This is a genomic window from Fluctibacter corallii (genome assembly GCF_025751585.1).
GTDB lineage: Bacteria > Pseudomonadota > Gammaproteobacteria > Enterobacterales > Alteromonadaceae > Fluctibacter_A > Fluctibacter_A corallii.
On the sequence record NZ_JAOWKX010000005.1, the window covers coordinates 136,256 to 152,033 of the forward strand.

Genomic DNA, 15,778 nt, shown 5'->3' on the forward strand with positions numbered 1-15,778 from the left:
AACGCGAAGATTGAACATTTTGGAGGACTAGCACATTAAAGGCGCTAACAATAAGGCTCAGAGCGACAAAGCTCGAATCAATAATGAAATTAAAGCAAGGGAAGTACGCTTAATTGGACAAGAAGGCGAGCAGGTAGGAGTGGTGTCAATAAATGAAGCACTTCAAGCCGCCGAAGAAGCAAGTCTGGATTTGGTTGAAATTAGTCCAAATGCTGAGCCGCCTGTATGTAAAGTAATGGATTACGGCAAGTTCTTGTTTGAGAAAAGTAAAGCTCAAAAAGAGCAGAAGAAAAAGCAGAAGCAAATTCAGGTCAAGGAGATTAAATTTCGCCCTGGCACTGATGAAGGCGACTACCAGGTCAAACTGCGCAACCTGCGTCGCTTTCTAGAAGGTGGCGATAAAGCCAAAGTAACGATTCGCTTTCGCGGACGTGAAATGGCGCACCAAGAGATCGGCATTGAACTTTTGAATCGTGTTAAAGCGGATCTAGAGGAAATTGCTAATGTTGAGTCTTTCCCTAACCGGGTTGAAGGCCGACAAATGATCATGGTGCTTGCCCCTGTTAAGAAGTAAGTAAGGTTTACAAGTAATCGGGCCTTATTCCTCACGGAATAGGGATCTGCACCCGAATCACCTTGCTACTGGTTGTAACAACGACCCCTGTATCTGCAATACAGCGAGGTCCATTTAACAATGCGGAGTTTTAGCAATGCCTAAAATGAAAACTAACCGTGGAGCTGCTAAGCGTTTCAAGAAAACTGCTTCAGGTCGCTTCAAAAGTAAACAGTCTCACTTGCGTCACATTTTGACCAAGAAGAGCTCTAAGCGTAAACGTCACTTACGTGGCAAGAAACTAGTTCATACTGCGGATACAGCTTTGATCCAACGTATGCTTCCATACGTGTAAGAGAGGAGACTGAATAATGGCAAGAGTAAAACGTGGTGTAATTGCACGTGCACGTCACAAAAAAGTACTAAAGCAGGCTAAAGGCTATTATGGTGCTCGTAGTCGTGTTTATCGCGTTGCTGTCCAGGCAGTAACTAAAGCTGGTCAATATGCATATCGTGACCGTCGTCAGCGTAAGCGTCAATTCCGTCAACTATGGATTGCACGTATTAACGCGGCAGCGCGTCAAAATGGCATGTCTTATAGCCGTTTCATCAACGGTCTTAAGAAAGCGTCTGTAGAAATCGATCGTAAGATCTTGGCAGACATTGCTGTTCACGACAAAAATGCATTCAGCGCACTTGTAGAAGCTGCAAAAGGCGCACTGGCTTAATTTTATAAACAATTAAGTTTAAGTTCTTTCGGGAAACGGCGAGCAGGATGCTCGCCGTTTTTCTTTTCTGAATCAAGTATCGTTATTTCATTAACGTTTCATAATCATGCAAGCCTACGCAGGTGGTGAACAGAACTCCCCTCGCCATATATCAAATTGCCGTACAATTAAAAAGCAGCTTGCATTAGATGCGTGTTTTGTCGAGATTTTTATGACAAAAAAGCAAATGAAGTGTACGTGAAAAGGTGGGATGGAACGATTATTCAGACGAACTAGAGGGAGGAACACCGGCTTCAGCCAATTCATCTCTTGCGGTATCTTTGGCAAGTTCTCTGTTCGCTTTAATTTGCCACAATTTCATGGCTATGGCTGTAAATGAAAAGCGGCTTTCCGTAGTGTTATTTGTTCCTAACCATCCTTTCAAGAAGCCTAAAGAAAAACTGGCAACCAGAGATTCTGGTCGTTTGAGCAACGACTCCGAATGAACCAATAGTTTATCTGTCAAAATGTGGTTTTGCTGTTTTCTAAAATAATAGGCTTTTTGTAATGCATCTAGTTCACGACGTTCTCGCCTTAATAATAGGTTGCCTAGCATCTTACTTCTCCTCTTCTGGCGGCGTTGACAATTTAAGTACGCGCCACGTTCGGCTGAATCCAATACGAGACGACGTCTGTTTTATCGTGTGCCAGAGCACATAGCTTGCGAATAGATTCAACACAAACAATGACGGAATGACGACCCAGTAATTTGCGTCTATTGACATGAGGCCTAGTGCAACAGCCCAATTGATGAGTCCCCATAAACCCGCTATTACGACCCCCAACACGATTGAGAGTAAAATAGTGAGAAAGAAACTGTGCTTGCTATGCTGCCATTCGTATTGCGCTAGACGTACACCAGCATTCCATTGTTGCTGATACCCTTCTGCTAATTCAGTTCCGGCTGAAAAAATCTCTTCAAGAAGCGCAGAATCACTTAGTGATTCTGCGTCTGCTTCTTTAGGCCTTACAGGGCGGTTCATCAGAACAGTTCCCTCTAATTAGGCTTGCGTAATAATGACGAAATAAGCACGCCCGCTGCAAATGCGATACCCGCAGAAGCGACAGGGTGATCTGATACATATTTGCCGACTGACGATGAATGCCACTTTTTGTCAATTTCGTCGCGCTTTTTACTGAAAGATTCAGCTGAATTATGCGCACCTTCTCTTAATGAAACTTCGGTTGCAGACACGCGAGCGGCTAAATTGTCAATTGCTTCATGCAAGGTATCTCGGGCTTTGTCTGTAAGCGGAGCGCCTGTAGAAACATGTGTATTTCCTGTGCCATTAGGTTGAGATTTACTTTGTGGTGATGCAGTTGCCATAATTTCCTCTTTTACTTTTCCGATAGAAAGTAACAGGTAGACAGCAAAACGTATGCCTGTTAAACATACTCTATATAAATCATAGCGTTGCGACGTCTACCCCTTAGTATTGTCATCGTTTTCCGCGCAACATTTACAACGATTTAAGAGCAACGTGTAATTGTTTCATACTGCTACTTTACTTCGTTTACTGCTTTGTTTAACGACCCGATATGGCAATACGCTCTAATTATAGAATATTTTTACCCTGTTCAGGATCTCTCGCATTTTGCGCTTGATTATGAATCTCTTGAATCGAGGAAGACACATCATCTATTTGATTTATTGCGCGCGCTGATATTGGTGGGGAAGTGGGTGTTGATGCTTCAGCGTTAGTTTTCGGTTCGTAATGCTTTTGGCGATAAATTGGCACGCCTTCAGGAAATACGATTTCTCTGGCATCGTCTGGCATTGAAATATTATTTTCAAGAAAGGCATTGGTAACAGCGCGCATGGCCAACGATGATACTTTTAGTACGCTGTAGTCGTGTGCGTTTAGCCAAAAATACACTTTAATGTTAATCGTGGCAGAGCCTAATGAATCGACCAAAATCTGGGGTTCAGGCTCTTTTAAAATTGGCGTTAATGATGTCAATGCTGACATCGCGATTTGTTGTGCAGTTTGAATATTGTTGTCATAACCGATGCCAACCATGAAGTGACTTTGCATATTCGGGTTTGCTGTGAAATTCTTAATGGTATTTTTGTAAATGGTCGCGTTGGGAATCTGAATATGATTTCCATCAAAGTCCACCAAGGTGGTAGCACGGGCGGTGACTTGTTTGATGATGCCTGTCTGCCCATCGACTTCAATCACATCACCAATTTTAAATGGTCGTTGAATGCTCAATAGTAAGCTTGAGATAAAATTTTCGGCAATATCTTTAAATGCAAATCCGACAATAAGACCGATGACACCCGTGCCGCTAAGAATAGCTAACGCGAATGATGTGAGCCCGGCAAACTGTAAAAACAGATAAAGGCCAAGCAAGATAAATGCTATGCGAAATGTTCTGCGAACCACGGTTTGAATAAGAAGTGAAGAATAGACGTTTGACACTAACCGAGTTAAAAAATTAGCGAATGGCGCAGATAGAATAAACGTAATTATGAGTATTAAGAAGCCGATACCTATTTCAGGAAGAAGGTCTCTCGCGCTGTTGAGTATATCTGTAATTGGATCCATAACACTACCAGTAACGTTGTTTTTGTTTTCCGCGTTTCGCATCTTTACCTGATGCCGATTGAGCATCTCCTGTTTATGTTGACTTGAGTGTTAGCCCAATACGCGGTGAATAGATCACCTTAATAGCATGTATTGTCTATATTTGCCCAATTTTTCAACGAATTAATGCTTTTGCTCTGGAAGAAGGGAGTCAAGATCATGTACAATTGCGGGTTCTTTTTTAAATATATGTATACGCGTTGAAGTGAACCAACGACGCTTAAAATTAGCACTATCCAAATCGAGGAATCTATGGATCTCGACGCCATAATTAATCAAGCAGAAATGCGCATAAACGAAGCGCAAGATGCGGCAACATTAGATGCTGTCCGCGTCGACTTTATGGGCAAAAAAGGCCAGTTAACCGACCTGTTGAAAGGGTTGGGCAAATTGTCGGCTGAAGAACGCCCAGCAGAAGGACAAAAGATCAATCAGGCTAAGGGCCAAATCCAGCAGCTTATTCAAGCTCGTGGCGAATTCCTAAGAGATCAGGAGTTAAATGCTAAGCTGGCTTCTGAAACCATTGATGTTACGTTACCTGGCCGTGGCACGTCTGTCGGTGGGCTTCACCCTGTCACAAGAACGATTAATCGCATCGAGAGTTTCTTTAGTGAACTTGGATTTAGTGTGAAGTCAGGGCCTGAAGTTGAAGATGGATTCCATAATTTTGATGCGCTAAATATTCCGGATAACCATCCTGCCAGAGCAGATCACGATACATTCTACTTTAATCCAGATGTGATGTTGAGAACGCAAACCTCGGGCGTGCAAATTCGTACGATGGAAGTCGAAAAGCCTCCTTTGCGCATTATTTCGCCGGGTCGTGTTTATCGAAACGACTACGACCAAACGCACACGCCTATGTTTCATCAGGTAGAAGGGCTGATGGTCGATAAGAATGTGAGCTTTACTGAGTTGAAGGGCATTCTGCATGACTTCTTGAATAATTTCTTTGAAGAAGATCTGAAAGTTCGTTTCCGTCCTTCTTACTTCCCATTTACTGAGCCTTCGGCTGAAGTGGATGTTATGGGTAAAAATGGAAAGTGGCTTGAAGTGCTAGGGTGCGGAATGGTTCACCCTAACGTATTACGCGCAGTGAATATTGATCCTGAAGAGTACACAGGATTTGCCTTTGGCATGGGGGTTGAGCGTCTAACTATGTTGCGTTATGGCGTTAACGATTTACGTGCATTTTTTGAAAATGATCTACGTTTCCTCAAGCAGTTCAAATAGGCGAAAACGACAATGAAATTCAGTGAAAATTGGTTAAGAGAGTGGGTCAATCCAGCCATTACGTCTGAAGAGCTGGCAGAGCAACTAAGTATGGCTGGCCTTGAGGTAGATGCTGTTGATCCCGTGGCAGGGGAATTTACCGGTGTTAAAGTTGGTGAAGTTGTTGAGTGCGGGCAGCACCCAGATGCCGATAAATTACGCGTCACCAAGGTCAATGTAGGCGAAGATGAACTACTTGATATTGTATGTGGTGCGCCAAATTGTCGCTTAGGTCTTAAAGTTGCCGTCGCGACAGTAGGAGCGGTGTTACCAGGCAATTTTAAAATTAAGAAAGCAAAGCTACGTGGGCAACCTTCTCACGGCATGTTGTGTAGCTTTTCAGAGTTAGGTATATCTGATGATCATGACGGTATCATTGAGCTTCCTGAAGACGCTCCTCTTGGGCAAGACATCAGAGAATATTTGAACCTTGATGACAAAGCCATCGAAGTAGACTTGACGCCGAACCGCGCTGACTGTCTGGGAATTCGCGGTTTAGCGCGTGAAGTTGGCGTATTGAACCAAGCGGATGTGTGTAAGCCTGAAATAACCTCAGTTGAAGAAACTCTACAAGAAACGAGAGCTATTCGTCTTGAATCACCAGATGCATGCCCACGTTATCTCGGTCGTGTTATTCGCAATGTTAATTTGTCTGCTGCTTCACCTTTATGGATGCAAGAAAAATTGCGCCGAAGCGGCATACGTAGCATCGATCCTGTTGTTGATGTAACGAACTATGTGTTGCTTGAGCTGGGTCATCCCATGCACGCTTTCGACCTTGATAAGTTAGATGGCGATATTATTGTTAGACATGCGGCTGAAAATGAAAAGCTGACATTACTTGATGGCAACGAAGTTGAGCTGAAAACTGATACGCTACTTATTGCCGACCAGAGTAAAGCCCTTGCGATGGCGGGGATTTTTGGCGGTGAAGAGTCTGGTGTAACAGCGAACACCCAACATATTTTCCTTGAAAGTGCGTTTTTCTCACCCGATGCCATTCGTGGCGTAGCGCGCCAATATGGTTTACACACAGATGCCTCACATCGCTATGAGCGAGGCGTTGATCCGCAGCTTCAGCGTGTTGCTATGGAGCGTGCAACAGAACTACTTACACAAATTGTTGGTGGTGATGTTGGGCCAATAACAGAAGCGGTGAGCCACGATCACTTACCAACCACGCGTAAGGTAACGTTGCGTAAACAACGTTTAGAACGCGTTTTGGGTATTGAGATAGCACAAGAAAAAGTGACAGATATTTTAAATCGCCTTGGCCTTGATGCTACGTTTGACTGTAATGAATGGCAAACCGAAGTGCCTTCCTACCGATTTGATATCGCTATCGAAGAAGATTTGATTGAAGAAGTTGCTCGGGTTTATGGCTACAACGCGATTCCTAACGTTTCGCCTACGGCACAGCTAAAGATGTCTCAACATCAAGAAGCGGCAATTTCTGCAAAAACGTTTAAAGATGTGTTGGTAAATCGAGAGTATCAAGAGGCGATTACCTATTCGTTCGTTGAACCTAAAATGCAAGCTGCCTTATTCCCTGAACTTAAAGGGTTAGTGCTACCTCATCCGATTTCGGCTGACATGTCTGTGATGCGTGTAAGCTTATGGTCAGGCCTACTGCCGGCTGTATCATATAATCAAAAACGTCAACAAGGCCGTGTTCGTTTGTTCGAAACAGGGTTGCGCTTTATTCCTGATAGCAGTGAGAAAGCGGGTGTCAGACAAGAAAATATGATTGCAGGTGTTGTCGCGGGTAACATCAATGATGAACACTGGGATAAACCTGACCGCGCAGTAGACTTCTTTGATGTTAAAGCTGATGTAGAGGCGCTGTTGTCTGCTACGGCTAAAATATCCGAGGTAGAATTTAAGCCAGCTCAACATAGTGCACTTCACCCAGGGCAAAGTGCTGCTATCTTTATGCAAGGTCATCTAATTGGTCATATTGGCGCGATTCACCCTAAATTTGAAAAAACATTGGGTTTAAACGGAAGAACTTACGTTTTTGAGTTGGATTTAGACGCTATTTCGACTAAAAAGATACCTGAGGCTAAAGAAATTTCGAAATTTCCGGCGAACAGACGTGACATTGCCGTTGTAGTATCGGAAGATAAGGCTGTAGGCGATATTTTAAACTGCGTCGAAAAATCTGGCGGAAATCAATTAGTTGGCCTAAACTTGTTCGATGTATATAGAGGTAAAGGAATTGAGCCTGGATTTAAGAGTCTGGCTATTTCAATTACCTTGCAGGACGCAACGAGAACGCTTGAAGAAAGTGAAATTCAAGCAGAGGTCGATAGCATTGTGTCCCAGTTGAAAGAACAATTCGGGGCTTCTCTGAGGGAATGACGGTATGGCGTTAACCAAAGCCGACATGGCGGAACATTTATTTGAAAAGTTAGGCATTAACAAGCGAGATGCGAAGGAGCTTGTGGAACTGTTTTTCGAAGAAGTCCGTGAAGCATTAGAATCAGGAGAGCAAGTAAAGCTTTCTGGTTTTGGTAACTTCGACTTACGACAGAAGAACGAACGGCCTGGCCGCAATCCAAAAACGGGCGAAGATATTCCTATCAAAGCACGTAGGGTTGTTACATTCCGACCTGGGCAAAAGCTGAAAAGCCGGGTAGAAAATACCAAACCTGCTGATCAGTAAATGACAGAGAACAAAACGCGAGAACTGTGTGAAAGAACATCACGGTTCTCGCTTTTTTTATGCTTTAAATAATATTCCTACATAGACTGTTGCATGGTCAGAAAGTACGTGCCTAGTCCAACAGTAAATAAAAAATATCCCCAAAGCGAATGTTCCAGTACAACGATGAGTGTTGATCGGGTTTGCATGTAGCGATAACCGAACAAAAGCCCTCCAGCGCAAGACAATACAACTGCAATCCAATTCCCATAAACAGTATGGGCCATTCCAAAGCATAATGAACTCAGAATCCATCTCGCTGTTTTAGACGGTAAAATGCGTTTATATCGATGAAAGAAATATGTTCTAAATATTAACTCTTGCGGAATGACTGACACAAGAGGGTAAATTAGTAAGGTTGTCAGCCATAATTGCTGATGCCGCGAAGGAAGATCAAACCATCTATCTGGCAATAAAAAGTACACAAAAATAGAGAGCATTATAGAAAGGGGTAAAAAAAGGGCGAGTAATTGGCGTACATGAATATTAAAGGCAACAGTATGCCATAGCCGAAATCGCTTAAAGCTTTGATCGGCGAGCAAAACAATGAGGCAACCTGTTCCGACTGCGAAGAGGACTGGCATTAACCAAGCATCGATATCATTGATTAATGCTATCATTATGGTAGGTAAAACGATGAAAAGGGTGATGAGTTCACACCATCGAATCAGCTTCATTTTTAATCTCCCAGTGATAAGAATAGAAGCTGAAATAAAAAAGACATATTTCTTGTTACACAATCATCGTGCCATTCTCTGGCTAGCGAGTTTCAGTCGCTTAGGTGTATTCAGATAACGTTAGTACGCAGGCAATACACCAAATCGTTCAGAGCGCTAAGGCTAAAAAAGATGAAAGCATGGTTTGCATTCACCTTTAGTTAGAGGGTCATAGTTTAGCCTTTGGCTTTTCCATTACCCGAGCTTATATGATTACAACGCGTATTTGCCAAAGTGGAACGAGCTGATTTATAGGTGAGGAAGCGCCACAGCTTTTCTAAAGGTCCCATTTTATAACGTCTCAGCCATGCATCACTCATGAATAACTGAACAGTGATAATCGTGATTGCAATCGAAAATTGCACAAGCCGAGATGCCTCGCCAAATAAGCCAAGATAGTAAAATATCCCAGTGCAAAACAATGTTTGCATAATGTAGTTGGTGAATGCCATGCGGCCCACATTAGCCAGTTTTTTACTCAATTCAGACGTGAACGTGTTATCTACGCGTTGTAACCGATTTTCGCTAATCATCACCTTGCATGCCAGCATGACCCAAGCTGCATATCCAGTAGCTTGAATAGCACTACCCCAGTAGTTAAATTGACTACCGAAAAACATTGAGTGCGCTAGTGTGAACTGATGAGATAGATTGTAATGAACACCATATCCCGTCAGCGCTAAGCCAAGTATGGTGGACACTGCGGCTAGGGTGAAATATTTGTTCGCTGACCACTCCAAATGGAAAAAGCGTTTTCGAAACAAAATTATCCCTAAAATCATTAATGCGCTGACACGCCAAAACGTATTTGTCATAAATAAGAACGTTTGTAAAAACAACGCTTTTTCTGCTCTGATAGGTAGGGCTTCAAGCCAACCTGCCGTATACGCGTGTCGTTCATTATTGATGAGTTCAGCAGAAGGTGTCCACGATTGTTGAAGCTCTTCAAGGGCGACTTGAGGCATGAAATTTAGGCTAGATTGAAAAAAGAACGTGATGAGCGATGGAATGGTAAAGAAAATAACACTTAACATAATCAGTGTTTTGGTGGCTTTGTTCCTTACTACATAAATAAACAACCCACATAGTGCATAACTGAACAAAACGTCTCCGTACCAGAGCAAATAGGCATGAACGAGCCCAAACACGAGTAACCATCCCATTCTTATGAAATGGAGCCGATTAGAGAGTCTCTTTTGACTTAGGTTTTGCAAGAAAATAATGACACCAACACCAAATAACATAGAAAAAACCGACATAAATTTTTGATCTGCGAAAAGGTGAGAGACAATCCAGACCAGCTGATTTACGCCTGAAAAGTCACCGTAAACGGTTGGGTTTATGTAGGTTTCAAATGGCATTGAGAAAGATTGAATGTTCATAAACAATATACCCAGTAGGGCAACGCCTCTAAGCATATCAATAGATTGAAGTCTTTCAGGGGCAAGTGAGGTTATCATCAGGTAATATCTCAAAAAGTAGTCGTGTTTTCTGATAGTATGGCGTTGTCGTGAGAGTGACATGTGCCGAAAGTCACTTTCCTCTGTAAGATTGTTCTAAGGAATCAATAATAAAATGAAGAAATTTGCTCTGTTCATCATTGTTCTGTCAGTGCTGGCGATACTGTTTTATCACCATGATGAAAATGAGAATGTTACACAGACAAAGACACAACCTTCGATCAGTTACATAGACATCCTGCATAATCCCGAGTTTAAGCATGGCATTATGCAGGCGGTGTCTGCTAAAGATGACGCTTTACTAAAATCCTTACAAGCCAAGGCGCTCGAAATTGCGGAAGCCGCGAACTTAAGCGAGCAGGAAATTTCGCTGTTTGCTGGTACCAAAGGAGAGGGGTTCATTCGATTTCATGGGAGTCGCTTTCTTTTTTGGCAGAACGTAGAGCAACGTTATCGTAACTTAACAGACATCGAAGATCTTAAGACTCAGTATCCACAAGCGCAAGACCTTTTCTCTAAAGCAGATGCATTATTAGAAAAACGTAACGACTTGCTCTCTCAGATGGTAGAGGAGTATCGAATCGCAGGAATTGAAAACCCAGAAGACGCCGCTAGGCATAACTGGTTAGCCGTTCATACGAATCAAATTTAAACTCTTCTACTGGGGACTTTTTGAATATGTACGGGCGTTTGCAATGCGTTCCTTAAGCCTAGGGTGAGTGGACAGCAAATTTTCTAATTCCCCTTCATCTTTAGAAATAGAAGCAAGCGCCTCGAATGCGTCAGCAAAGTCGTTAGAATCTAACCCTATCTTGTGCAAGTTTGATAGTGCAAAATTATCTGCTTCTGTTTCTAATGCTTGAGAATACTGATTTTGTATCACGGTATGAGAGACACCAAAAAATAATTCAATAACGCCGCCCATGTCTCCCAAAATGTATTCTAACAATAATGTAGTAGACAAGACTTCTGCCATATATCTCAGACTATGTTGATGGGCGACATGACCAAGCTCGTGGAGTAAAATTGCATCGAGTAAACGTGTTTCTTGATCAACGAGTTTGATCAATTCATCAGTGAATATTATGGTACCGTCGGGCAAGGCGAATGCGTTTGGGCCTAATGCGTTACCCTGTCGAAATAGCACCTGATAGGTGACATCGGGATTTTCAACGCGTTGAAGTTGAGTGTGCAAGTGCCTACCCAGCTCGGTTTGTATTGAATTGGGCAAAGTAGAAGGCGCTAAAACGCCGTAATCTAACACGTTTAACGTGTGTTTTGACGCATACTCAGCAAATGCATGTGGCGTAGCAAGGGCTACCGCCTGTCCGATCATAGGTACGATAAACTTAAATACTATAAACAGCATTAACGGTACAAGTAGCAAGCTAGAAAAGATTGCAATAGGGTTTCTTTCTAACTTATCTACACGTGAATGAATATGACAATCTAGCCATTCATTAATCGCAGCCTGCTGCTTAATAACGAGTTTGTCTCCACTTGGAAGTAACACTTCTCTGTCGAGGCGCCCTAATCGTGGAGAAACAGTTAACTGTTGGTGCTCGTATAATTGCACCTCCTCGTCAGTATCTATTTGTAAGTATCGCTCATGAAGAGAAACGTCTACAACGGAGCACATGGCAGAGTCAACCTTGAATAAAGTTGCACACATAGGCTGACTCATAGAGGAGGCTGAATCATTATTCATTGAGTGTGGTTAAACCAATGAAACGTCAACGTCAAACACATCGGCGACTTCGTCCAATGTTGCACTGGATTGTGAAAGTTCGTTTCTAAGGCTAAGCTCGGCTCCAGGAAGAATGCCGACTTTTGTATGAGCCGCCAAATATGCTGCCTTTCGTACTTTTACCCACGCAAGGCCTAACCCAAGGGTGAAAATAAGAATCAATAGATTGCTGGTTCGCAACCACAATAGTCCCGCAAAGTGAAGGTTAGACTCAAAGTTTGCTAAGTTTGCAAGTTGAGAGTGATTGAACAGGTGATTTCTGATTTTGGCAGAGTAGTAACTCGATGCAATCACGAATGAAACAGCATATGCGGCAAATAATGCAATGGTGCTAAAATTAAAGCTACCGCTTTGCTCGAACATCGCTGTGAGATCAATGCCAAACGCAAAAAATAAACCTGTGAAAGCCAGTAATCCAGAAAGCGCCGCAACATAGAATACTGCAAAATAGTTTCCAGTAGACAGTTCCGTGGCAAACTGTTTGTTACCAAATTTTGTGTTTGAAACAATGAAGTTGTCAATTTGTTTCAACGCCCAAGGCAATGTTAGATAGAGCGTAAATAGCGTGGCGATGGGGAAAACGATAAACACACAAAAGGCTTGGACGTAGCGGCCCGTAAAATTAAATTGAATATTGCGATAGGAAGTCATTCTTAGATTGAACTTTATACTCTGGCAGATTAGCCACGGCGAAACGAACAACCAAGCTACAATGAAGATGCCCGCAGCAACAGAGGATATTTGAGTAAGGACAATGTAGAGCACAAAAATAACGACTGCAATAATGCGTCCTTTAAGAATTTGCAGCGGCTTTGCAAGATAAGTAAAGGTGTGGCCGTCTAGTTCTGTATTACTGTAAAAATAGCGGTTTGTTCGAACTTTAGCCCAAGCTGAATAAATACCGAAGGTCAAAATAGTCAGTAGTACATTAACGATCCAAATGCCGAAGAACTCTTTCCCGCGCCCGTTAAACACTACTTGGTGCCAAACGGGTTTTTGTTGTTCACGTTCTTGTTCCTGTTGAGAAGCTTCTAGCAGGCCAATCCGTGTTTTTAATAACGCTTCGCGTTCTGGATAAGTTGCGGCATCTACGCTCTCTAGGGCGTCTTTGAGTTCAGGCAGTGTGTAATGTTGAATTTTATCTTTATAGTCCATGTTAGTTCCATTTATGGTCTCGCTGCGTTCTGGAATAAAGGTGACTACTGTTGAGCAGCGAGATCAGGTTTAGTCCTTTAACCCTGCGCGAATATCTATTTCGCGTTAAGAGGCGCAATTTATATGAAACGTAGCGCATTTTCCAGAATAAATTTTTGTGTGGACATAAATAACCATTTAATGCAGTTCTTTCTCATCCAAGTAAAAATTCGTGTTCAAGTATCAAGTTGATTTTTAACGGGAAAAATTACTGGTTGTTAGTAACAATTTGCTCGAAATTAGGTGACCGTTCTTTTATAGTTCTTATCAATTAGATTTAGGTAGAGGTACTTATGGGACCTGTCATGCTCGACTTGTCAAGTTGTGAACTGACAAGCGATGAAAAAGATATGCTTGATCATCCCGTGGTTGGTGGCGTCATTCTTTTTACTCGAAACTTCCATGATATGAAGCAGCTCAATGCGCTTGTGTCACAGATTCGCCTTCATGCTAGAAATGATGTGATTATTGCGGTGGATCACGAAGGTGGCCGAGTGCAGCGTTTTCGTGACGAGTTTGTTCATATTCCAGCGATGGGCAGAATATATGAGCAAACAGCAGGGGACATGGATGACGCATCAGAATATGCCCACCAATTTGGTTGGCTAATGGCGTCTGAGTTGTTAGCCCATGATATTGATATCAGCTTTGCGCCTGTGTTGGATGTAAAAGGGGTCTCTGATGTGATTGGAGACAGGAGTTTTGGCGAGAAGCCCGAAGTGATTATTCAGCTTGCCAACCAATTTATTAAAGGCATGCGCAAAGCTGGAATGAGATCGACAGGTAAGCATTTTCCTGGGCACGGCAGTGTAAAAGAAGACTCTCATATTGCTATTCCAGTTGATAATCGAAGTGAGTCGGAAATATTTAACTACGATATGCGCGTGTTTGCTGAAATCCACCAGCAGGGCTTATTGGATGCTGTCATGCCTGCGCATGTGATATATCCGAATGTTGATAAACTTCCAGCTGGATTCTCAAAAATCTGGATTAGAGATATTTTGCGTAAACGCTTAGGCTTCGACGGCGTTGTATTCTCAGATGATCTGTCGATGCAAGGGGCTGCGCAGGTGGGTAGTTTCGCGCAGCGTGCCGAGGCGGCGCTGGATGCTGGCTGCGACATGGTGTTGGTGTGTAACGATCATAGCGCTGCCGCTGAAGTGATAGACAGCTTGCCTACAAATTATAGTGGTAGCGAGCGCCTTCCTCGGATGCGGAAACAACATGCACTTGATGTTGAATCTCTCAAAAAAACATATGTATATCGTAATGCATTGAAGGCAGTAGAAAAGTTCCGATAATGAAAGGCATCAAAACTATCGTCATCGCAGCAGTGGCATCCTGTGCGCTTGCATATTATTTAATGGTGATTGGTCAGCCGGTGGCTATCGCCTCAACGGCGGCTATTACTTTATTTACTGCAACACTCTGGGTGACTGAGGCGTTACCCATACCCGTCACGTCCTTGATCCCCTTTGTTGCATTGCCTATGGCAGGTGTGATTTCACATAAAGAAGCCGCTTCTGCGCTTGGTAGTCACGTCATCTTGCTGTTAATGGGCGCATTTATGTTATCCAAAGCACTTGAGCGTTCCAATGTTCATCATCGCTTTGCGACTTACATGCTTAATTTAACGGGAGCAGATAGCGCAAAACGTTTGGTATTGGCGTTTATGTTAACGGCGGCTTTGCTCAGTATGTGGATATCAAATACTGCGACGACGTTGATGTTGCTGCCCATCGCACTGGCTATTTTATCTCATTTCAATAACCCCCGACTAACCGTTGCGTTATTGTTAGGTATCGCGTTTGCAGCCAGCTTAGGAGGAGTAGGCACGCCAATCGGAACGCCACCCAATATTATATTCATGAGTGTGTATTCAGAAACTCAAGGAAAAGAAATCAGCTTCTTGTCGTGGATGAAAACGGGGGTACCGATTGTTTTAATTGCGATCCCGATTATGGCATTGTGGTTGACAAGGCATCTCGGTAAATTAACCGAATGCCCACAACCTGAATTAGGTGCGTGGTCTACCGAGGAAAAGCGCGTCATTGCGGTATTCTTTTTTGTGGCGTTAGCATGGGTATTTCGCCCCTACTGGACGGCTTGGCTAAACATGCCGTTTGTGGGAGACAGTACCATAGCGCTGCTCGGTGTCGTTGTCATGTTCATGATTTCGAGTGGTGATGCAAATGATAAAGATCGGCGCTTATTAGATTGGCAGACCGCGTCTAATATCCCTTGGGGAATGTTGTTGTTATTTGCAGGGGGGATCTGTTTGGCGAAAGGGTTTGCCGCATCAGGTTTGAGCGCGAAAATGGGCGATCTGATGACTGGGCTAGCGACTTGGGATATCTTTTGGCTGGTATTAGGAACCTGTTTATTTGTCACGTTTTTAACAGAAATTACCTCAAATACTGCTACGGCTACATTGTTAATGCCTATTCTTGCTACGGCTGGTGTAGGTGCGGGAATTGACCCTGCGCTATTAATGATGCCAGCGGCAATTAGTGCAAGCTGTGCGTTTATGCTACCCGTTGCGACGGCTCCCAACGCAATTGTATACGGAACCAATGCCTTTTCGATAAAAGATATGGCCAAAGAGGGCTTTATTTTAAATGTGATCGTCGCATTTGTGGTTTCCAGTGTGGTAGTGGTTACCAGAACGTAGGGCTCGTAATTAAAAGAGGGGGTGTTAACAATTTACCTCCCCCTTATCAAGAGACAATACAAAACCATGGTTTTCACGAGCAAAACTCGTTAGGAATGCTAAA

At 43.1% G+C, this 15,778-nt stretch carries 17 protein-coding genes; 9 read left to right on the forward strand and 8 right to left on the reverse strand.

The features are described 5' to 3' along the window. Positions 1-34: 34 nt before the first annotated feature. The 3 genes from infC (at position 35) to rplT (ending at position 1,281) form a co-directional block, all read left to right on the forward strand. On the forward strand, positions 35-574 hold the full coding sequence (infC, locus tag OE749_RS10775; RefSeq protein ID WP_263712682.1) for a translation initiation factor IF-3: 540 nt from the start codon (positions 35-37) through the stop codon (positions 572-574). A 136-nt stretch (positions 575-710) separates the two neighbouring features. Beyond that, positions 711-908 carry a 50S ribosomal protein L35 gene (gene rpmI / locus OE749_RS10780; protein ID WP_263712466.1) on the forward strand — a complete coding sequence of 66 codons (198 nt, stop codon included), beginning with the start codon at positions 711-713 and terminating at the stop codon, positions 906-908. 16 nt (positions 909-924) lie between these two features. Beyond that, the gene (gene rplT / locus OE749_RS10785) at positions 925-1,281 is read left to right on the forward strand and encodes a 50S ribosomal protein L20 (RefSeq protein WP_229158280.1); all 357 of its coding nucleotides are present in this window, start codon (positions 925-927) and stop codon (positions 1,279-1,281) included. Positions 1,282-1,540: 259 nt separating this feature from the next. Here the strand turns inward: rplT and OE749_RS10790 are convergent, their stop codons facing one another. From OE749_RS10790 to OE749_RS10805, 4 genes are all read right to left on the reverse strand, one after another. Then, entirely contained in the window at positions 1,541-1,876 is a 336-nt protein-coding gene (locus OE749_RS10790; protein ID WP_263712467.1) for a hypothetical protein, read from the reverse strand. 1 nt (position 1,877) lies between these two features. Continuing rightward, positions 1,878-2,303 carry a hypothetical protein gene (locus OE749_RS10795; RefSeq protein WP_263712468.1) on the reverse strand — a complete coding sequence of 142 codons (426 nt, stop codon included), beginning with the start codon at positions 2,301-2,303 and terminating at the stop codon, positions 1,878-1,880. A gap of 14 nt (positions 2,304-2,317) precedes the next feature. Then, complete coding sequence (locus tag OE749_RS10800) at positions 2,318-2,647, reverse strand: DUF883 domain-containing protein (protein WP_263712469.1); 330 nt, start codon at positions 2,645-2,647, stop codon at positions 2,318-2,320. A gap of 229 nt (positions 2,648-2,876) precedes the next feature. Continuing rightward, on the reverse strand, positions 2,877-3,872 hold the full coding sequence (locus OE749_RS10805) for a mechanosensitive ion channel family protein (protein WP_263712470.1): 996 nt from the start codon (positions 3,870-3,872) through the stop codon (positions 2,877-2,879). 291 nt (positions 3,873-4,163) lie between these two features. On the opposite strand from OE749_RS10805, the gene pheS reads away from it, so the two are divergent. Genes pheS through ihfA form a run of 3 tightly spaced genes read left to right on the forward strand, consistent with a single transcriptional unit; the run spans position 4,164 to position 7,848 of the window. Continuing rightward, on the forward strand, positions 4,164-5,144 hold the full coding sequence (pheS, locus tag OE749_RS10810; protein ID WP_263712471.1) for a phenylalanine--tRNA ligase subunit alpha: 981 nt from the start codon (positions 4,164-4,166) through the stop codon (positions 5,142-5,144). Positions 5,145-5,156: 12 nt separating this feature from the next. After that, complete coding sequence (gene pheT, locus OE749_RS10815; RefSeq protein ID WP_263712472.1) at positions 5,157-7,544, forward strand: phenylalanine--tRNA ligase subunit beta; 2,388 nt, start codon at positions 5,157-5,159, stop codon at positions 7,542-7,544. 4 nt (positions 7,545-7,548) lie between these two features. Then, entirely contained in the window at positions 7,549-7,848 is a 300-nt protein-coding gene (gene ihfA, locus OE749_RS10820; RefSeq protein ID WP_263712473.1) for an integration host factor subunit alpha, read from the forward strand. Positions 7,849-7,925: 77 nt separating this feature from the next. Here ihfA and OE749_RS10825 read toward each other — a convergent pair whose 3' ends face one another. Next, positions 7,926-8,564, reverse strand: coding sequence for a CPBP family intramembrane glutamic endopeptidase (locus tag OE749_RS10825; RefSeq protein WP_263712474.1), 639 nt, complete (start codon positions 8,562-8,564; stop codon positions 7,926-7,928). Positions 8,565-8,779: 215 nt separating this feature from the next. Then, positions 8,780-10,063, reverse strand: a complete 1,284-nt coding sequence (locus OE749_RS10830; RefSeq protein WP_263712475.1) for a DUF418 domain-containing protein — start codon at positions 10,061-10,063, stop codon at positions 8,780-8,782. 115 nt (positions 10,064-10,178) lie between these two features. Here OE749_RS10830 and OE749_RS10835 point away from each other — a divergent pair, with 115 nt between their 5' ends. Continuing rightward, on the forward strand, positions 10,179-10,715 hold the full coding sequence (locus OE749_RS10835; RefSeq protein WP_263712476.1) for a hypothetical protein: 537 nt from the start codon (positions 10,179-10,181) through the stop codon (positions 10,713-10,715). Positions 10,716-10,721: 6 nt separating this feature from the next. On the opposite strand, the gene OE749_RS10840 is transcribed toward OE749_RS10835, so the two are convergent. Continuing rightward, positions 10,722-11,735 carry a M48 family metallopeptidase gene (locus OE749_RS10840; protein ID WP_263712477.1) on the reverse strand — a complete coding sequence of 338 codons (1,014 nt, stop codon included), beginning with the start codon at positions 11,733-11,735 and terminating at the stop codon, positions 10,722-10,724. A 45-nt stretch (positions 11,736-11,780) separates the two neighbouring features. After that, positions 11,781-12,965 (reverse strand): YjgN family protein, encoded by a 1,185-nt coding sequence (locus OE749_RS10845; RefSeq protein WP_263712478.1) that lies wholly within the window; start codon positions 12,963-12,965, stop codon positions 11,781-11,783. 344 nt (positions 12,966-13,309) lie between these two features. On the opposite strand from OE749_RS10845, the gene nagZ reads away from it, so the two are divergent. Both nagZ and OE749_RS10855 read left to right on the forward strand, forming a co-directional pair. After that, the gene (gene nagZ, locus OE749_RS10850) at positions 13,310-14,305 is read left to right on the forward strand and encodes a beta-N-acetylhexosaminidase (protein ID WP_263712479.1); all 996 of its coding nucleotides are present in this window, start codon (positions 13,310-13,312) and stop codon (positions 14,303-14,305) included. Next, entirely contained in the window at positions 14,305-15,675 is a 1,371-nt protein-coding gene (locus OE749_RS10855) for an SLC13 family permease (RefSeq protein ID WP_263712480.1), read from the forward strand. Before nagZ ends, OE749_RS10855 begins: the two co-directional genes overlap by 1 nt. Positions 15,676-15,778 lie beyond the last annotated feature (103 nt).